The following is a 15,114-nucleotide window of genomic DNA, read 5'->3' on the forward strand; positions in this document are numbered from 1 at the left end:
CGACCACGCCCACCACTTCGACGAGCAGGACTTCCGGTGGACCCCTCACGCCTTGTCAGCCTGCTGGGTGAGCCCCAGTTCAACAGCTTCTCCGATCCGGCCTGGGACCGTGTGGAGGGGGAGTGGGGGCTGGCTCTGCCCGACGACTACAAGTGGTTCGTATCGGCCTACGGACCCTGTGTGCTGTACGGCACGTTCTACGTGTCCCACCCGCGTGGTGCCGCGCTTAACCTCCCGGGCTACATCGCCTACGTCTCCCAGGAGGCGCGGACTTCGCAGGACTACTGTCCCGAGGAGTTTCCCCATCCCGTCATACCGGAGGCAGGCGGACTCGTCCCGGTGGTGGAGACCTTCGAGGGGGACCGGGTCTTCCTCCGCCCCCCGGACGACGGCACCGACGACTGGACCGTCATGGTCCGGTGGGACACCTGGGAATGGGACTGGCACCGGATGGGTTTCGTCGATTTCCTGGAACGCGTGCTGAGCGAACCCGCGGAGGTTCCGCTGATCAGCCGGGACTGCTTCGAATGGGTCGACGTCCCCTACCGGTTGGCCGAGCACCGGGAAGCGGACGAGGCGGACGAGCCGGCATGACCGACTCCGAGGAGCCTCTGCGGCGTCGCGGCTCCCGGTCCGTCAGCTGACGGCCCAGAAGTACGTCACGAGACCCGTGGCCAGCAGCGCCCCGATGCCGGTGGCCCCCACGCGGCGCCATCCGGGGATCGTGCACACGGCAACGAGCGCCGGACCGAGCCCCAGGACCGCCAGGGCCACCGCCGACAGCTCCACGTACTCGTGCTGCGAGAACAGGGAAAGAACCGCCAGGGAGACCGTCTGCAGGAACACGCACGCGGGGACGGTCGCCGACCGGGGTCTGACATCCAGCAGGCTCAGCGCGAAGAAGAACACGATCGAGGCCAGGACCAGCCAACTGCCGAACCCTGCCGGCGGATAGAGCGTCAGACACACCGAGGGGCTGTCCTCGCAGGCCCGCTCGTCCGATTCCACCGCCCACTGCCACAGGCCCGTCGCCCACCATCCCGTGAAGGCGCCGACACATGCCGCGCCCGCCACTTTGAAGACCCCGCCCATGGGGAAACCTCCGTGATCCCGAAAGACGAACGTCCGCCCGCTCAGGCGGCCGTGGCGGCGGCCCGCACGGCCGCGCAGATCCGGGCCACGTCGGCGTCCGCGGTGACGTACGGCGGCATCGTGTAGACCAGGTCTCCGAAGGGGCGCAGCCACACCCCCTGCCGGGCGGCCGCCTGCGTCGCGGCGGCCATGGCGGCCGCGTCGAGGCGGTGGTCCAGCTGGACCACGCCGATGGCGCCGAGGACGCGTACGTCCCGCACGCCGGGCAGGCCGGCTGCCGGGGCCAGTCCGTCGCGCAGCCCGGCCTCGATCCGCCTGACCTCGCGCTGCCAGTCCTGCCCGAGCAGCAGGTCGAGCGAGGCGTTGGCGACCGCGGCCGCGAGCGGGTTGGCCATGAAGGTCGGCCCGTGGGCGAGTACCGGCACCTCGCCGCGCGAGATCCCCTCCGCGACCCGCGACGTGCACAGGGTCGCCGCCATGGTGAGGTATCCGCCGGTCAGGGCCTTGCCGACGCACATGACATCGGGCGAGACCCCGGCGTGTTCCGCCGCGAAGAGCGCACCGGTCCGGCCGAAGCCCGTGGCGATCTCGTCGAAGACCAGCAGTACGCCGTGCTCGTCGCACGCCTCCCGCAGCACCGTCAGGTAGGCCGGGGTGTGGAAGCGCATCCCGCCCGCGTTCTGCACCACCGGCTCGACGATCACGGCGGCCAGCTCGTGGGCGTGCCGGGCGATCAGCTCCCGTACGTGCGCCGCGTACGCCGGGTCCGGTTCGGCGTCGAAACCGGCGGGCGGCGCCTCGGCGAAGACCTGCCGGGGCAGGGCGCCGGACCACAGGGAGTGCATTCCGCCGTCCGGGTCGCACACCGACATCGGCTGCCAGGTGTCGCCGTGGTAGCCGCCGCGCCAGGTGAGGAGCCGCCGCTTGAGCGGCCGGCCGGCGGAACGCCAGTACTGGAGGCACATCTTGATCGCGACCTCGACCGAAACCGAGCCGGAGTCCGAGAAGAAGACGTGCTGGAGCGGCTCCGGTGTGATCTCCACCAGCCGGGCGGCCAGTCGGACCGCAGGCTCGTGCGTGAGCCCGCCGAACATCACGTGGCTCATCCGTTCCAGTTGGGCGTGCGCCGCCTCGTTGAGGACGGGGTGGGTGTACCCGTGGATCGCCGACCACCACGAGGACATGCCGTCGATCAGCTCGTCCGTCCCGCCGATCGGCTCGGCGAGTCGCAGGCGGACCCCGGCGGCGGAGTGGACGACCAGCGGGTCGGCCCGGCCGGGCATGGGGCTGTAGGGGTGCCACACGTGCTGCTTGTCCAGGGCCAGGAGCCGGCCGGTGCCGAGGGGCTCAGGCATGGGGCATCGCATCCGTTCCCGCCCGCCCGGCGAGGCCGCCGCCCCGTAAGGGGGCGGCCAGTCCGGGCGGGGGCGGGGCGGACCGTGCGCGCAGGAACACCTGGCGCAGCATCTCCGAGGTGTCGTAGTCGGTGGCCCGGGCCGGCGCCCCGGGTCTGCGGTCGACTGCGGAGTCGGGCTTCATGTCACCTGTCCTCGTTGGGGGAAGCGCGGCCTAGACACTGTCTACCAGAGGTGAGTAGACAGTGTCTACCCGTAATCGGCCGCGCCCCGGTCTTCAGCGCGGTGCGGTGTCGTCGGCCTTGAACGGCGCGCCGTGGCCCGGCACGATCAGGTCCGCGGCGGCCAGCACCCGGAGCCGGGAGGCCCGCAGCAGGTCGCGGTCCGGGGCCACCGGGTCGTCCGCCGGGCCGTCCGGGCGCCACCACAGGTCCCCCACGAACGCCACCACGCCCGCATCCGTGCCCGCGAGCAGCGTGATGTCCTCGGGGCTGTGCCCCGGGGTGCGGATCAACCGCAGCGACGGGGTGAGCTCGTATCCCTCGGCATCGCGGTCGGTCCACTGGTCGGCCTCGTAGATCGCCTTGTGGTCGTGCACCCTCGCCCGCCCGAACAGGCCCACGTTCATGGTGTTGTCGGGGTGGTGGTGGCTGAGCACCACGTCGGTGATGTCGTCGGGCCCGAGTCCCCGCTCGGCGAGCGGGCCCAGGATGCGGTCGCGGCTCGCCACCATGCCCGGGTCGACGATCACGTGCCGGCCCGCATCGGAGAGGTAGGAGACGGTGGCGGCCACTCCCGGGCCCGTGGAGAGGGTGTAACCGGTCGTCAGGATCCGGTAGGCGGCGCTGCGGCCGGCCGGTGCGTCTGTCATGTCCTCGATCTTGTCGGGCGGGCCGGCCGCCGACGAGTGGCACTGATGCCGCCGATCGCAGGAAAACTGCCACACTGCCACACTTGGCGCGTGCCTCCCTTCACGACCGTCGCCGCGTACGCCCCGCCGGGAGTCGGCCTGCTCGCCGTCGGCATCGTCGCCGAGGTCTTCGGCCCGCACGGGGAGGAACTGCCCGGCTTCGACTTCGCCCTGTGCGGCGACCGGCCGGGAAGCGTCACCACCGACGCCGGCGTGCCGCTGACCGTCGCGCACGGCCTGGACCGGCTGGCCGCCGCCGATCTCGTGATCGTCCTGCCGGGCGCCGGCTTCCGCACGCCGCCCGGCACCGAAGTCCTCGCCGCACTGTCGGCGGCACACGGGCGCGGCGCGCTGATCGCCGCCCACTGCACGGGCACGTTCACGCTCGCCGCCGCCGGACTGCTCGACGGCCGCCGGGCCACCACCCACTGGCGGTTCGCCGGGCTGCTGGCCCGCAGCCACCCGTCCGTCACCGTCGAAGCCGATGCCCTGTACCTCGACGAGGGGCAGATCGCCACCGGCGCGGGAGCCGCCGCCGGCGCCGACCTGTGCCTGCACCTGATCAGGCGCGAGCACGGTGCCGCCGTGGCCAACCACATCGCCCGGGACATGGTGCTGCCCTCGCACCGCGACGGCGGGCAGGCCCAGTACCTGGCCGTCCCCGTTCCCGAGGAGGGCCAGGACGAGCGCCTCGCCGACGTGCTCGCCTGGGCCCGCGCACACCTCCACGAGCCGCTCCCGGTCGCGGAACTGGCCCGGCGCGCCGTGATGAGCAAACGGTCCTTCGCCCGCCGGTTCGGCGCGGCCACCGGCACCACCCCGCACGCCTGGCTGCGGGAGCTGCGGCTGAGCAGCGCCGAGGAACTCCTGGAGACGACGGACCTGCCGGTCGAGGAGATCGCCCGCAGGGTCGGCTACGGCAGCGCGGCCGTCCTGCGCGAGCAGTTCGTCCGCCGCAGGGGGATCCCGCCCCGCTCGTACCGCCGCTCCTTCACCCGGACGCCCCGTACGGCCGGATGAGCCGTGGCCGGCCCGATGAGCCGTGCGGCCGGATGAGCCGTGGCCGGCCCGATGAGCCGTGCGGCCCGATGAGCCGTGCGGCCCGCGGGGCGCCGGTCAGGCGTTCCGGAGGGCGGCGACCAGGCCGGCGACCAGGTGGGCGCGCTCGGCCATCGCCTCGACCACCACGTACTCGTGGTCGGCGTGGGCGCCGCCGCCGACCGCGCCGAGGCCGTCCAGGGTGGGCACGCCCAGGGCGGCGGTGAAGTTGCCGTCGCTGCCGCCGCCGACCGCCCGGCCCTCGATACCGGGGAGCAACTCCTGGGCCAGTGCGAAGAGTTCGGCGGACGCCGACTCGGGCATCGGGGGCCGGCCGATGGAGCCCTCCACCGTGATCTCCGCCCCGTCGAGGTGCGGGGTCAGGGCGGCGAAGGCCGACTCGATCCGTTCCTTCTCCTCGTCCGACTCCACCCGCACGTCGACGCTGACGGTCGCCTCGGCGGGGACGACGTTGTCCAGGGTGCCCGCGGCGGCGACGGTCGGGGTGACCGTGGTGCCGATGCCGGGCCGGCCGAGCGCCGCGATGTCCAGCACCTGGTGCGCCGCCTCGACCAGGGCGTTCACCCCGGCGGCGGGTTCGAGGCCGGCGTGCGAGGCCCGGCCCGTGATGGAGACGTGGAAGGAACCGCAGCCCTTGCGGCCGGTCTTGAGGCCGCCGCCGTCCGCGGCGCCCTCGACCACGAGCACCGCCCCGCAGGCCAGGGCCCGTTCCTCGATGAGGGCCCGCGAGGAGCGGGAGCCGACCTCCTCGTCGGCGGTCACCAGGATCTCCACGCCCGACCGGTCCCCGAGCGCGGCCACCCCGTGCACGGCCTGCACGAGGCCGCCGAGCATGTCGAAGACCCCGGGGCCGGTCGCATGCCCGTTCTCGACGGCGAACGGGCGCCGCTCTAGGGTGCCGAGCGGGAACACCGTGTCGTGGTGGCCGAGGATCAGGACCTTGGGCTCGCCGCCGCCCGACCAGTGGACGTGCGGCCCGGCCTCGCTGTCGACGAGGACGGCGTGCCCGCCGAGGCGGTGCTCGATGACGCCGGCGACGGCCTTCGCCGAAGCCGTCAGGGCGTCGGGGTCGCGCGACGGCGACTCGGTTTCGACGAGGGTCCTGAGGTCATCGAGCATCGCTTCCACACGCACACGGCTTGTCTTCTGCGTCGTCATGCGCAAACCCTAATCCGCACGCCCGCAACGCCGCTTGAGCGCCGCAGCGGGCGCACCGCCGCCCGGCCGCGGGCCTGCCCGGCGGAGTGCCGGCCCGTGATCGCTCCCGCCGCCCGCACCGCGGCCGAACTGCGCGCCGTCGCGGGCGTGTTGGACCTGACGAATTCCCGGACGGCGGCTCCCGTGGACCGTGCAGTATCCATGAAGGTTCGTGAGGAATGCATCTGGGCGGCGACTTTGGACACCCGTAACGTTTTTCCCGTCACCGAAAGCGAAACGGGAGGTATTTCCATGATCTCGACCGTCAAGGCCAACGTCGTCACCGCCGTCGTCCACAACCGCGCCGTCGTCCACAACCGTGCGGTCGTGCACAACCGCGCCGTCGTGCACAACCGCTCGGTTGCCAAGTGAAGGTGACCCTCTGAGGTCCTTCCACCACGGTCCCGGGTTCCTCCCGGGACCGTGGCACTTTTGCACAAGGAGTCATTTCCATGGGGGCTGACATGCCGGCGGACGACACCACCGCTCTGGAACTCGTGGGCGCGGAGACATACGACCTCGAACAGGATCTGTGCTTTCTCTCCACCCCGAACGGCGGGCAGTTCTACATTTCCGCCCCGCCCTCCGAATTCCGCGCATGGCTGGCACGCTGCGACGGCACGAGGTCCCGCAGCGAACTGCTCGCGGGAATGGCCCCCGAATACGCCGAAGTGCTCGACGTCCTGCGGCACGACGGCTGCCTGCGCCCGGCCGAGCCCGCCCGCGAAGCCGAGCGGGCGGAGCGCGTGGCACGCACCACGGTCCTCGTCACCGGCGCGCCGGAACTCACCGCCCCCCTCGCCCACGCGCTCGGCACCACCGGCTACGCGCACGTCGGGCCGGCCCCGGAGGACCTGTCCGCCGTCGGCGTCCGCGACACCGTGCTCGTCGCCGCCTTCGCCCACCCCGCCCACCGGGAACTGGCCCGTATCGACGGGCTGTGCGCCCGGCTCGGCCTGCGCTGGCTGCCGCTGCGCCACGAACGCGGCCGGGCCGTCCTCGGCCCTGCCGTCACCCCCGGTACCACGGCGGACTTCGCGGACGTCCTGGACCGCCGGCTGTCCGCGGCACACGACCCCCGGATCGTCGAGGCGATGCGGGCCGCGCCGCAGCCCGACGGCCACCGCCACCGGCTCCGCGACGGCGACGTCCGCTGGACGCTGGCGCAGCTCGGCACCTACCTGGAGCGCTGGATCACGGGCGAGGCCGCCGTCGACGAGGTCGAGCTCGACCCGCGCCGGCTCGACCGGATCCAGCGCACCATCCTGCCGGTTCCGACCCGGCCGCGGCCCGTGGTGCGCGGCGACGCCGAGGCGGACCTGCTCGTCGACGACCAGGTCGGCGTGGTGACCGGCGTCCAGGAGCTGGCCCCCCTGCCGGGCATGCCCGCGCGGCTGCGGGTGTGCGCGGTGGACGTCGCCGACATGCGGCGCGTCGCGGACTGGCCCAACGACCGGCAGGCGTTCGGCACGTCCTGGTCCGATTTCGACGCCGCCCGCCGCAGCGCCGTCGGCGAGGCGGTCGAACGCTACTGCGGCAGCCGGCTCCCCGAGGACCGGCTCCGGTACGGCAGCCACGCACAGCTGCGCAGGGCCGGGGTGCCCGCGCTCGACCCGCGCCGGCTGCACCTGTACTCGCAGCGGCAGTACCGCAGCGAGGGCTTCCCCTTCGCGCCGCTGACCGTGGACGCCGAGTGCGCCTGGGTCGAGGGCCGCTCGTGGACGACCGGCGAGCCGGTGTGGGTCCCCTCCTTCCTGGTCGCCCACGCAGAGCACGACCCGGTCGCCTACTCCGACCCGCTGGTGGCCGGCGTGGCCTGCGGCGTCAGCGAGGAGCACGCCGTCACCTCGGGCCTCGAAGAGGTCATCGAGCGCGACACCACCATGCTGTGGTGGGCGAACGCCGCCCGCCTCCCCCGGCTGCCGGTGACCGACCGGATCCGCGAGCTCGTCGCGGACAGCCTGGACACGTACGACATCACCCTGATCCACCTGGACAACGAGTTCGACGTCCCCGTCCTCGCCGCGGTCGTGCGCGACCGCGCCCACGGGTGGCTGGCCATCGGCTTCGCCACCCGCCCCGACCCGCACGAGGCGGCGGAGAAGGCCCTCGCCGAGGGGTTCACCCTGCACCACACCTGCCGCTTCCTCGACGACGACAAGGCGCTGGCCGGCGGCGTGGCGGAGCTGCCGCACCTGGCCAACCTCAAGCCGTACCGCGCCGACCGCCGCTATCTCGACTCCTACCGCCCGGACTTCGGCGACGTCCGGGACCTGCTGTGCCAGCAGCAGGTCCACCTCGACCCTCGGGCGGGCGAGCGGGTCGCGCCCTGGCTGCAGGACCTCCCCGCCCGCCCCTGGGACGGACTGCCCGCGCTCGCGCGGCGGAGCCTCGACGCGTACCGCGAACGGGTCGAGGCCCGCGGCTTTGAAGTGATCAGCGTCGACCTGACGACCTGTGACGCCGAAGCGGCCGGGTTCAGCGCCGCCCACACGATCGTGCCCGGCCTCGTGTCGAACTTCCCCGCCGGCATGCCCATGTGGGGCGACGGCAGGATCGGCCGTGCGGGCGTCCGGCTCGGCCGGCGGTCGCGGCCGCTGTCCGAGGACGAGTTCAACGTCTTCCCCCTACCCCACGCGTGAGGGACACCGATGGCTGTCATCGACACACTCGGCCTGCCGAACACCACGGGCCGCAGACCCCTGATCGTCGCGCAGGTCGTCGACGCCCTGGGCACCGGGCTCTTCCTCCCGTTCGCCGTCGTGTACTTCCACGCAGCCAAGGGCATCCCCCTCACCACGGTCGGCCTGATGCTGTCCGCCGGCGCGCTGCTCTCGCTGCCCGCCGGACCGCTGGGGGGCCGGCTGATCGACCGGATCGGACCGCGGGGCGTGCTGGTCGCGAGCAACCTGATCCGCGTCCTGACCTTCACCGCCTACGTGTTCACCGACACGCCCTGGCAGCTGGTCCTGCTGGTCACCGCCACCATGTGGGGCGACAGCCTGTTCCGGCCCGCGGTCTTCGCGCTGGTGGCGCAGGTCGCCGACGACGGGCACCGGGCGCGCTGGTACGCGATGGACCGGTCCCTGCGCAACGCCGGGATCGGTGCCGGCGGACTGGTGGGCAGCACGCTCGTCGGCTGGGGCGGCACCTCGGGCTACACGGCCGTGGTCGCGCTGAACGCCGTGTCGTTCCTCGCCGCGGCCGGGCTGGTCGCGACCTGGCGCCGGACCGCCGTCCCACGCCCCGCCGGAGCCGCCGGAGCCGCCGGCCCGGTCGTTCCGGCCGGGGACGGCGTCCCGGCCGGGGACGCTCCGGAGCAGCGGCGCGGCGGGTACCGGGAGGTGCTCGCCGACCGGGCGTTCCTCGGCGTCCTGGCCACCGTCTGGGTGTTCGCGCTGTGCGACCTCGCGCTGACCGTGCTGCTGAGCGCGTACGTGATCGAGGCGCGCGGGTTGCCGGCCTGGCAGCCGGGGATGCTGTTCGCCATCAACACCGTCATGGTGGTGCTGGCACAGACCGCTCTGGCCAGGGCGGTCGAGCGGTACCGGCGGCCCGCAGTGCTCCAGGTGGCTGCCGTCCTGTGGATGGTGTCCTTCGCCCTGTTCGCGGCGGTGCCCGGCGAGTACGCCGGGCCGGCCCTCGGCGTGCTCGTCCTGGGCATGGTCGTCTTCACGGTCGCGGAGCTGCTCCAGGCCCCGACCAGCAGTGCACTGATCGTGGGGATGGCCGCGGGGCACCTCCGCGGCCGGTACCTGGGGCTGGAGGAGCTGATGTGGAGCCTGGCCAAGGTGCTGGCTCCGACGGTGTTCACCTGGCTGCTGGCGCGGGGGGCGGGCCTGCCGTGGCTCGCGCTCGGCGTCTGCTGCCTCGTGGCGGTCGTGCTGCTCCGGCGACTCCACCGGGTGCTGCCCGCGCACGTCCAGCGCGAGACCGTCGATGCCTGAGCGCGGGTCCGAGGTCCGCCGCCCCGAGGAGTTCCGCGTCGTCTACCACCGGGTCTACCGCGAGCCGCCGTACCACGAGGACGCGGCGGCCGCGGACGGCTTCGCCCGGCAGCTGGCCGGCCACGCGGCGCTGCCCGGCTTCTCCGTGACCACCGTCCGCGACGGCGGCGTGCTCGGCGGTTTCGCCTACGGCGTGCACCGCGAGGAGGGGTGGTGGCATCCGCGCGCGGCCGCGCCGGCGCCGCCGTGGCTGCGCCGGCCGCTGTTCTACGTCTACGAGCTCGCGGTCGTCGGTGAGCTGCGCGGCCGAGGGCACGGGCGCGAGCTGCTGGACCTGCTGCTGGCCGACCGCGCCGAGCCGTTCGCCGTACTCGCCGCGTCGAGCCGGGCTTCGGCGCGCGAGCTGTACCGGCGGTGGGGCTGGGCGAAGGTCGGCGAACTCACGGGCCCACCACACGGTGTGGACCTCCTCGCCCTCCCCCTGACGCCGCTGCGGTGACCGGGGCGAGGGGCCGCCGCCCACGCCGCCACCCCGCCCGCCCCCGCGCAGGAGACCGCCTCCGCCCGGCCCCGGCACCCCCGCCGGGGCCGAGCTGACAGAGGCAGCGGTCGGTTCGGCGTCCGGAGCGCGTCCGCGTGCAAGGGTGTCCGGTGTGCACGCTGTTGCTGCATCGTCTCACTTCACAGGGGGAACCGAATGAGGGTCGATGTGCTCGTTCACGATGGCCTGGCCCTGTCCCGGCATTCACTCACGGCATTGCTGGAACAGCATCCGGACATCAGAGTCGTGGGATCGGTGGACGGCATCTATGCCGCACTTGAGTTCGCCGAGTTGAATCGACCCGATGTCGTGATCGTCAGTTTCGACGGCAGGGACGAGGAAACGGTCGACGTCGCCGAGAAGATCGCCATCCTTCCGACGGTCCGCACACTGCTGGTCGCCACCGCGTGCGTCCGGCCGGTCGTCCGCAGGGTCTTCGCCGGGGGAATCGACGGAATGGTGCGCCGCGGTGTCCCGCCCGAGCGCCTTTTCGAGGCCGTCCATCGGGTGCACCGCGGCGAGCGGGCCTTCGACACCGAGCTGGCGGTCGCGGCCGTGGCCGACGGGGACTGCCCGCTGACCCCCCGGCAGTCGTCCGTCCTCGACCGCCTCCACCGCGGTGACACGGTGGAGGAGATCGCCGCCCGGCTGTCCCTGTCCGAAGGGACGGTACGCAACTACGTTTCCACCATCGTCGTGAACCTGGGCGCACGCAATCGCATCGACGCGCTGCGCATCGCCCGGAACAACGAATGGATCTGACCCGCGTGCGGAATGCACGGCGGCGAATGCGCAGCACATCGACCACGGCATGAACACCCACTGCCGGCATCCGAATGACGTATTGCAGAAGCATCGGTGAAAGGACGGCTCGCATGCCCCATACCAGCAATCCCGGCGGCGGTCCGCTGCCCCGCCAGGTGGCCGACGCCCATGTCGACGCCCTCGTCGGACTCGACCCGATCACCGGCACCTTCCTCGGCGTCGCCGGAAGTTCCGACCGGCTCCCGGACCTCTCGCCCGAGGGCCGGGACGCGGTGGCCGGGCTGGCCCGTACGACCCTCCGGCAGCTGGCCGCGGCAGAGGCCGCCCCCGGTGCGGACGACATCGCCGAGCGCCGCTGCGCCCGGCTGCTGCGCGAGCGGCTCACCGCCGAACTCGCCGTGGACGAGGCGGGCGAGGGCCTGCGCGCGGTCGCCAACCTCGGCTCACCGCTGCACCAGGTCCGCTACGCCTTCACCCTCACCCCCGCGGACACGGACGAGGACTGGGCCGCGATCGCGCGACGGCTGCGCGCCGTGCCGGACGCCCTGGCGGGCTACCGGGCCTCCCTGAACGCCGGCCTCGCCCGCGAGCTGCCCGCGGGGCCGCGGCAGGTCTCGGCCGTCGTCGGCCAGTTGACCGAATGGATCGGCACGGACCGGAGCTGGTTCGCGGAGTTCACCGACCCCGGTCCCGAGCCGCTGCGGGGCGAGCTCACCGCGGCCGCCGCGGTGGCCACCGGCGCCTTGGCGGAACTGCGCGACTGGCTCCGCGACCGCTACGCCCCGGCCGTCGAGGGCGCTGCGGACGTCGTCGGCCGGGAGCGCTACGTCCGTCTCGCCCGCCACCACAACGGCGCCGACCTCGACCTGGACGAGGCCTACGCGTACGGCTGGGCCGAGTTCCACCGGCTGCTCGCCGAGATGCGCACCGAGGCCGCGAGGATCCTGCCGGGCGCCGGCACCCCCTGGGAGGCGCTGGCCTGGTGCGACCGCCACGGCGCGGCCGTCGAAGGCGTCGAGGAGACCCGGCAGTGGCTCCAGACGCTGATGGACGACACGATCGACATGCTGGACGGAACCCACTTCGACCTGGCCGAACGCGTACGCCGGGTCGAGTCGCACATCGCCCCGCGGGGCAGTGCCGCCGCCCCCTACTACACCGAGCCGTCACTGGACTTCTCCCGGCCCGGACGCACCTGGCTGCCGACGATGGGCCAGACCCGCTTCCCGGTCTACGACCTGGTCACCACCTGGTACCACGAGGGCGTACCCGGCCACCACCTCCAGCTGGCCCAGTGGGCGCACGTCGCCGACCGCCTCTCCCGCTACCAGACCACCGTGGCCTGCGTCGGCGCCAACGCCGAGGGCTGGGCGCTGTACGCCGAGCGCCTCATGGACGAGCTGGGCTACCTGACCGACCCCGAGCGGCGGCTGGGCTACCTGGACGCGCAGATGATGCGGGCCGTCCGCGTCGTCATCGACATCGGCATGCACCTGGAACTGGAGATCCCGAAGGACTCCCCGTTCCACCCGGGCGAGCGCTGGACGCCGCGACTGGCCCAGGAGTTCCTCGCCCGGCACACCAGCCGCCCCGCCGACTACGTCGAGAGCGAGATCACCCGCTACCTGGGCATGGCCGGCCAGGCCATCGGCTACAAGCTCGGCGAGCGGGTCTGGCTCGCGGGCCGCGAGGCGGCCCGGACCCGGCACGGCGCGGCCTTCGACCTGAAGGCCTGGCACATGGCCGCGCTCTCGCAGGGCTCGCTCGGCCTGGACGACCTCCTGGCCGAACTCTCGGCGCTCTGAGGGAACACGCCCGGGCGCCGCCGCACCCCACCACGCCGTGGGGAAGGCCTCTTCCGCCAACGCCGAAGGAGCAGCAGATGCCGGAGGCCGAGTGCTGCTACACGACCTGCTTCCGGAGGCGGTGATCCCCGTGAACGGCGCCCCCTTTCCCCACCATGCGGGAGAGGGGGCGCTGCTGTGCGGGGTGGTCTTCGATCAGACGGCGGCCAGGGCGACACCCAGTTCGGCCGCGGTGGGGCGGTCATCGGGCTCGGCGCGGAGGACGTCGAGCAGGACTTGTCGGAGTTCGGGCCAGGGGCGGGCGGTGTCGAAGGGGAGGGAGCGTTTGGCGATCTGGGCGCGGCGTTCGTCGAGGCCGGCGTCGCTCTTGATGCCTGCGGCGTCGTAGTCGAGCGGCCACCGCCCGGTGATGCAGGTCCACAGGGTTCCGGCGAGGGAGTAGGCCTCGGCTTCGGGGGTCACCCAGATCCTGCGCATGCCGCTGGTGACGTCGGCGGCGGTCCCGGGGGCCAGGACGTGGACGATGCCGCCCTTGAAGTTGTCCGCCGGGTCGAAGCCGGGTCGCCAGGCCCAGGCAAGGTCGATGAGGTGGACTCCGTGGGGGGTGTGGAGGCCGTGGGAGGGCTGGAGGTCGGCGTGGACCCATCCGGTGGAGTGGAGGTCGGCGACCGCGTCACACAGCTCCACGGCGGCACTCACCGCCCCGGCGTGGACCGGTTTCCGGCGCGGACGGACTCGAAGCGTTTCCAGGTGGAGGGGGCGTCGATCCAGCGGTTGATGACCCACGCGACCTCGCGGCTGGAGCCCCCGGCCAGAAGGTCGTCAGGCCGTTCGAGGTCGTACAGCACTTCGGCATCACGGCTGGTGACGGCGACGCCTTCGCCGGTGCCGTACTTCACCGCGACGGTCTCCGCTGGCCCGGTCACCTTCCACACCGCGGAGCCGCGCCGGTTGGTGATCTCGGTCAGCGAGGTGATGCCTTCGCAGACGATCTGTGCGGCGTCGAAGGCGTCGGGAGGGAGCTGGCCCATGCGCGGATGTCCTTCCAGACACGGGAGAGGGCTACGAGTCCCACACCCTAGATGATCGATTCCAAGGGTTGCGAAGAGGTGTCGTCTGCAGCTTGCTCGGGCGCTCCGGCAGTGGCCGGATCTTACGCAAAGCTGTCCCTGTCGACAGTGTCAGGTCAAGATCCTTGTTCCGAGAATGGCACTTGACTTCGTCCGGTGCTGACACCGGGGCAACGGATACTTGAACCTGTCAGGAGAGCCATGGCACTGGAGATGCGCGACCGCTGCGAACGATGTGAAACGGTGCTGCCGCAGGTCTCGTCAGCCCGCATATGCTCGTACGAGTGCACATTCTGCGTGTCCTGCAGCGACGCCATGCGGGACACGTGCCCCAACTGCGGCGGTGAACTCGTCGCCCGCCCTCGCCGTGCGCCGGCGCCCGCCGCCGAGCAGACGATCAGCCGCGCGGGTCAGTGATCGTAGGCGGTGAGTGATCGTAGAACGGGCTGTCCGGTGTGGTCGTTGTGCCAGATCGCGGCGGTGAGCGCGAGGATGCGCTGCATGACGCGGGTGACAACACCAACGGGTGTGCGTCCTCGGTGCTGTTCGAGATCGAGTTGGCCTTTGAGGGTCTCGTTGACCGACTCGATGACCTGCCGCAGGGGTTTGAACAGGGGTGCTCCGGGCCGTTCCGGTTCGCCTTTGCGGGCCGGCCGCAGGAGCCGGATGTCCTGTTCGGCGAGCTCGCGTTCAAAGCTCTGGCCGAAGTAGTTCTTGTCGCCGATCAGCGTCTGTCCGGGCCGTGCGGTGACGAGGCCTGGTTCTGCGGCGAGGAGGTCCAGCAGGGTCTCGCGCTCGTCGGCCTTGGCCCCGGTCAGGGCGAAGGTGACGGGCAGGCCCTGGAGGGTGCACACCAGGTGCAGCCGCAGGCCCCAGAAGTAGCGGCTGTGGCTGGCGCAGTAGCCGTACTCGGCCCATCCGGCCAGGTCGGAGCGTTTGACGGTCTCGCGGGAACGGCCGCATTCCACCGGCGTGGAGTCCACGATCCACACGTCGTCGCTCCACACCGAGGTGTCTGCGGCCAGTAACCGGGTGACCCGGCGGAGGAGTTCGGCGGCCTTGCGCAGCCGCTTGTTGTAGCCGGGCTGCTGGGGCAGGTACGGGAAGAGGTGTCGCAGGTGGGAGCGGGCGTGGCGGAGCCACCTGGCCTCGGAGGTGAACCCGAGCATGGCCTGCATCATCGCCAGCGTGACCAGCTCGGCGTCGGTGAGCTGCGGGGCGATCCCCACGGCCGGCCGCCGTGGCGCGAGATTCGGCGACCCCTTCAGCAGGTCGTCGGTCTTCACATAGAGTGCGATTGCGAGGGTGTCCAACTCTGTCTTCACACACTGACGTTGGACGCCCTCGTCCCATGCGCGCAGCCGATCCCTTGG

Annotated in this window: 17 protein-coding genes; 9 read left to right on the forward strand and 8 right to left on the reverse strand. The window is 72.4% G+C overall.

Annotated elements, in window-relative coordinates:
- The first annotated feature begins 36 nt into the window (after positions 1-36).
- Positions 37-594 carry an SMI1/KNR4 family protein gene (locus ACIQUT_RS00320; protein ID WP_403557665.1) on the forward strand — a complete coding sequence of 186 codons (558 nt, stop codon included), beginning with the start codon at positions 37-39 and terminating at the stop codon, positions 592-594.
- Between the two features lie 42 nt (positions 595-636).
- Here ACIQUT_RS00320 and ACIQUT_RS00325 read toward each other — a convergent pair whose 3' ends face one another.
- The 4 genes from ACIQUT_RS00325 to ACIQUT_RS00340 all read right to left on the reverse strand — a co-directional run bounded on the left by ACIQUT_RS00325 (position 637) and on the right by ACIQUT_RS00340 (position 3,318).
- On the reverse strand, positions 637-1,092 hold the full coding sequence (locus ACIQUT_RS00325) for a hypothetical protein (RefSeq protein ID WP_403557667.1): 456 nt from the start codon (positions 1,090-1,092) through the stop codon (positions 637-639).
- Between the two features lie 41 nt (positions 1,093-1,133).
- On the reverse strand, positions 1,134-2,447 hold the full coding sequence (locus tag ACIQUT_RS00330) for an adenosylmethionine--8-amino-7-oxononanoate transaminase (protein ID WP_403557668.1): 1,314 nt from the start codon (positions 2,445-2,447) through the stop codon (positions 1,134-1,136).
- Positions 2,440-2,631, reverse strand: coding sequence for a hypothetical protein (locus ACIQUT_RS00335; RefSeq protein WP_403557670.1), 192 nt, complete (start codon positions 2,629-2,631; stop codon positions 2,440-2,442). Before ACIQUT_RS00335 ends, ACIQUT_RS00330 begins: the two co-directional genes overlap by 8 nt.
- A 93-nt stretch (positions 2,632-2,724) precedes the next feature.
- Positions 2,725-3,318, reverse strand: coding sequence for an MBL fold metallo-hydrolase (locus ACIQUT_RS00340; protein WP_403557672.1), 594 nt, complete (start codon positions 3,316-3,318; stop codon positions 2,725-2,727).
- Between the two features lie 45 nt (positions 3,319-3,363).
- Between ACIQUT_RS00340 and ACIQUT_RS00345 the strand changes: the two genes are divergently transcribed.
- Positions 3,364-4,377, forward strand: coding sequence for a GlxA family transcriptional regulator (locus ACIQUT_RS00345; protein ID WP_403557674.1), 1,014 nt, complete (start codon positions 3,364-3,366; stop codon positions 4,375-4,377).
- A gap of 96 nt (positions 4,378-4,473) precedes the next feature.
- Here the strand turns inward: ACIQUT_RS00345 and ACIQUT_RS00350 are convergent, their stop codons facing one another.
- Positions 4,474-5,574 carry a M20 family metallopeptidase gene (locus ACIQUT_RS00350; RefSeq protein WP_403557676.1) on the reverse strand — a complete coding sequence of 367 codons (1,101 nt, stop codon included), beginning with the start codon at positions 5,572-5,574 and terminating at the stop codon, positions 4,474-4,476.
- Positions 5,575-5,670: 96 nt separating this feature from the next.
- Here ACIQUT_RS00350 and ACIQUT_RS00355 point away from each other — a divergent pair, with 96 nt between their 5' ends.
- The 6 genes from ACIQUT_RS00355 (at position 5,671) to ACIQUT_RS00380 (ending at position 12,671) form a co-directional block, all read left to right on the forward strand.
- Entirely contained in the window at positions 5,671-5,985 is a 315-nt protein-coding gene (locus ACIQUT_RS00355; RefSeq protein ID WP_403557678.1) for a hypothetical protein, read from the forward strand.
- A gap of 80 nt (positions 5,986-6,065) precedes the next feature.
- Positions 6,066-8,255: a YcaO-like family protein gene (locus ACIQUT_RS00360; protein ID WP_403557680.1), complete on the forward strand. Its 2,190-nt coding sequence runs from the start codon at positions 6,066-6,068 to the stop codon at positions 8,253-8,255.
- 9 nt (positions 8,256-8,264) lie between these two features.
- Positions 8,265-9,560 carry an MDR family MFS transporter gene (locus tag ACIQUT_RS00365; protein WP_403557682.1) on the forward strand — a complete coding sequence of 432 codons (1,296 nt, stop codon included), beginning with the start codon at positions 8,265-8,267 and terminating at the stop codon, positions 9,558-9,560.
- Positions 9,553-10,059, forward strand: coding sequence for a GNAT family N-acetyltransferase (locus tag ACIQUT_RS00370; RefSeq protein WP_403557684.1), 507 nt, complete (start codon positions 9,553-9,555; stop codon positions 10,057-10,059). Before ACIQUT_RS00365 ends, ACIQUT_RS00370 begins: the two co-directional genes overlap by 8 nt.
- Positions 10,060-10,269: 210 nt before the next feature.
- Positions 10,270-10,863 carry a response regulator transcription factor gene (locus ACIQUT_RS00375; RefSeq protein WP_403557686.1) on the forward strand — a complete coding sequence of 198 codons (594 nt, stop codon included), beginning with the start codon at positions 10,270-10,272 and terminating at the stop codon, positions 10,861-10,863.
- A gap of 113 nt (positions 10,864-10,976) precedes the next feature.
- On the forward strand, positions 10,977-12,671 hold the full coding sequence (locus tag ACIQUT_RS00380) for a DUF885 domain-containing protein (protein ID WP_403557688.1): 1,695 nt from the start codon (positions 10,977-10,979) through the stop codon (positions 12,669-12,671).
- A gap of 195 nt (positions 12,672-12,866) precedes the next feature.
- Here ACIQUT_RS00380 and ACIQUT_RS00385 read toward each other — a convergent pair whose 3' ends face one another.
- Positions 12,867-13,370, reverse strand: coding sequence for a hypothetical protein (locus tag ACIQUT_RS00385; RefSeq protein WP_403557690.1), 504 nt, complete (start codon positions 13,368-13,370; stop codon positions 12,867-12,869).
- Entirely contained in the window at positions 13,367-13,702 is a 336-nt protein-coding gene (locus tag ACIQUT_RS00390) for a hypothetical protein (RefSeq protein ID WP_403557692.1), read from the reverse strand. Before ACIQUT_RS00390 ends, ACIQUT_RS00385 begins: the two co-directional genes overlap by 4 nt.
- A gap of 240 nt (positions 13,703-13,942) precedes the next feature.
- Between ACIQUT_RS00390 and ACIQUT_RS00395 the strand changes: the two genes are divergently transcribed.
- Positions 13,943-14,158: a DUF1272 domain-containing protein gene (locus ACIQUT_RS00395; RefSeq protein WP_403557694.1), complete on the forward strand. Its 216-nt coding sequence runs from the start codon at positions 13,943-13,945 to the stop codon at positions 14,156-14,158.
- Here ACIQUT_RS00395 and ACIQUT_RS00400 read toward each other — a convergent pair.
- Entirely contained in the window at positions 14,152-15,066 is a 915-nt protein-coding gene (locus ACIQUT_RS00400; protein WP_403557696.1) for an IS982 family transposase, read from the reverse strand. The genes ACIQUT_RS00395 and ACIQUT_RS00400 overlap by 7 nt on opposite strands.
- Positions 15,067-15,114: the final 48 nt, after the last annotated feature.

This window comes from Streptomyces sp. NPDC090445, from assembly GCF_044769385.1.
Classification (GTDB): Bacteria; Actinomycetota; Actinomycetes; order Streptomycetales; family Streptomycetaceae; genus Streptomyces.

Bases quoted from the DNA above. Each gene is read 5' to 3' on its own strand.
- ACIQUT_RS00325 (WP_403557667.1), bottom strand. From the start codon at position 1,092: ATGGGCGGGGTCTTCAAAGTGGCGGGCGCGGCATGTGTCGGCGCCTTC.
- ACIQUT_RS00330 (WP_403557668.1), bottom strand. From the start codon at position 2,447: ATGCCTGAGCCCCTCGGCACCGGCCGGCTCCTGGCCCTGGACAAGCAG.
- ACIQUT_RS00335 (WP_403557670.1), bottom strand. From the start codon at position 2,631: ATGAAGCCCGACTCCGCAGTCGACCGCAGACCCGGGGCGCCGGCCCGG.
- ACIQUT_RS00340 (WP_403557672.1), bottom strand. From the start codon at position 3,318: ATGACAGACGCACCGGCCGGCCGCAGCGCCGCCTACCGGATCCTGACG.
- ACIQUT_RS00345 (WP_403557674.1), top strand. From the start codon at position 3,364: ATGCCGCCGATCGCAGGAAAACTGCCACACTGCCACACTTGGCGCGTG.
- ACIQUT_RS00350 (WP_403557676.1), bottom strand. From the start codon at position 5,574: ATGACGACGCAGAAGACAAGCCGTGTGCGTGTGGAAGCGATGCTCGAT.
- ACIQUT_RS00360 (WP_403557680.1), top strand. From the start codon at position 6,066: ATGGGGGCTGACATGCCGGCGGACGACACCACCGCTCTGGAACTCGTG.
- ACIQUT_RS00365 (WP_403557682.1), top strand. From the start codon at position 8,265: ATGGCTGTCATCGACACACTCGGCCTGCCGAACACCACGGGCCGCAGA.
- ACIQUT_RS00370 (WP_403557684.1), top strand. From the start codon at position 9,553: ATGCCTGAGCGCGGGTCCGAGGTCCGCCGCCCCGAGGAGTTCCGCGTC.
- ACIQUT_RS00380 (WP_403557688.1), top strand. From the start codon at position 10,977: ATGCCCCATACCAGCAATCCCGGCGGCGGTCCGCTGCCCCGCCAGGTG.
- ACIQUT_RS00390 (WP_403557692.1), bottom strand. From the start codon at position 13,702: ATGGGCCAGCTCCCTCCCGACGCCTTCGACGCCGCACAGATCGTCTGC.
- ACIQUT_RS00395 (WP_403557694.1), top strand. From the start codon at position 13,943: ATGGCACTGGAGATGCGCGACCGCTGCGAACGATGTGAAACGGTGCTG.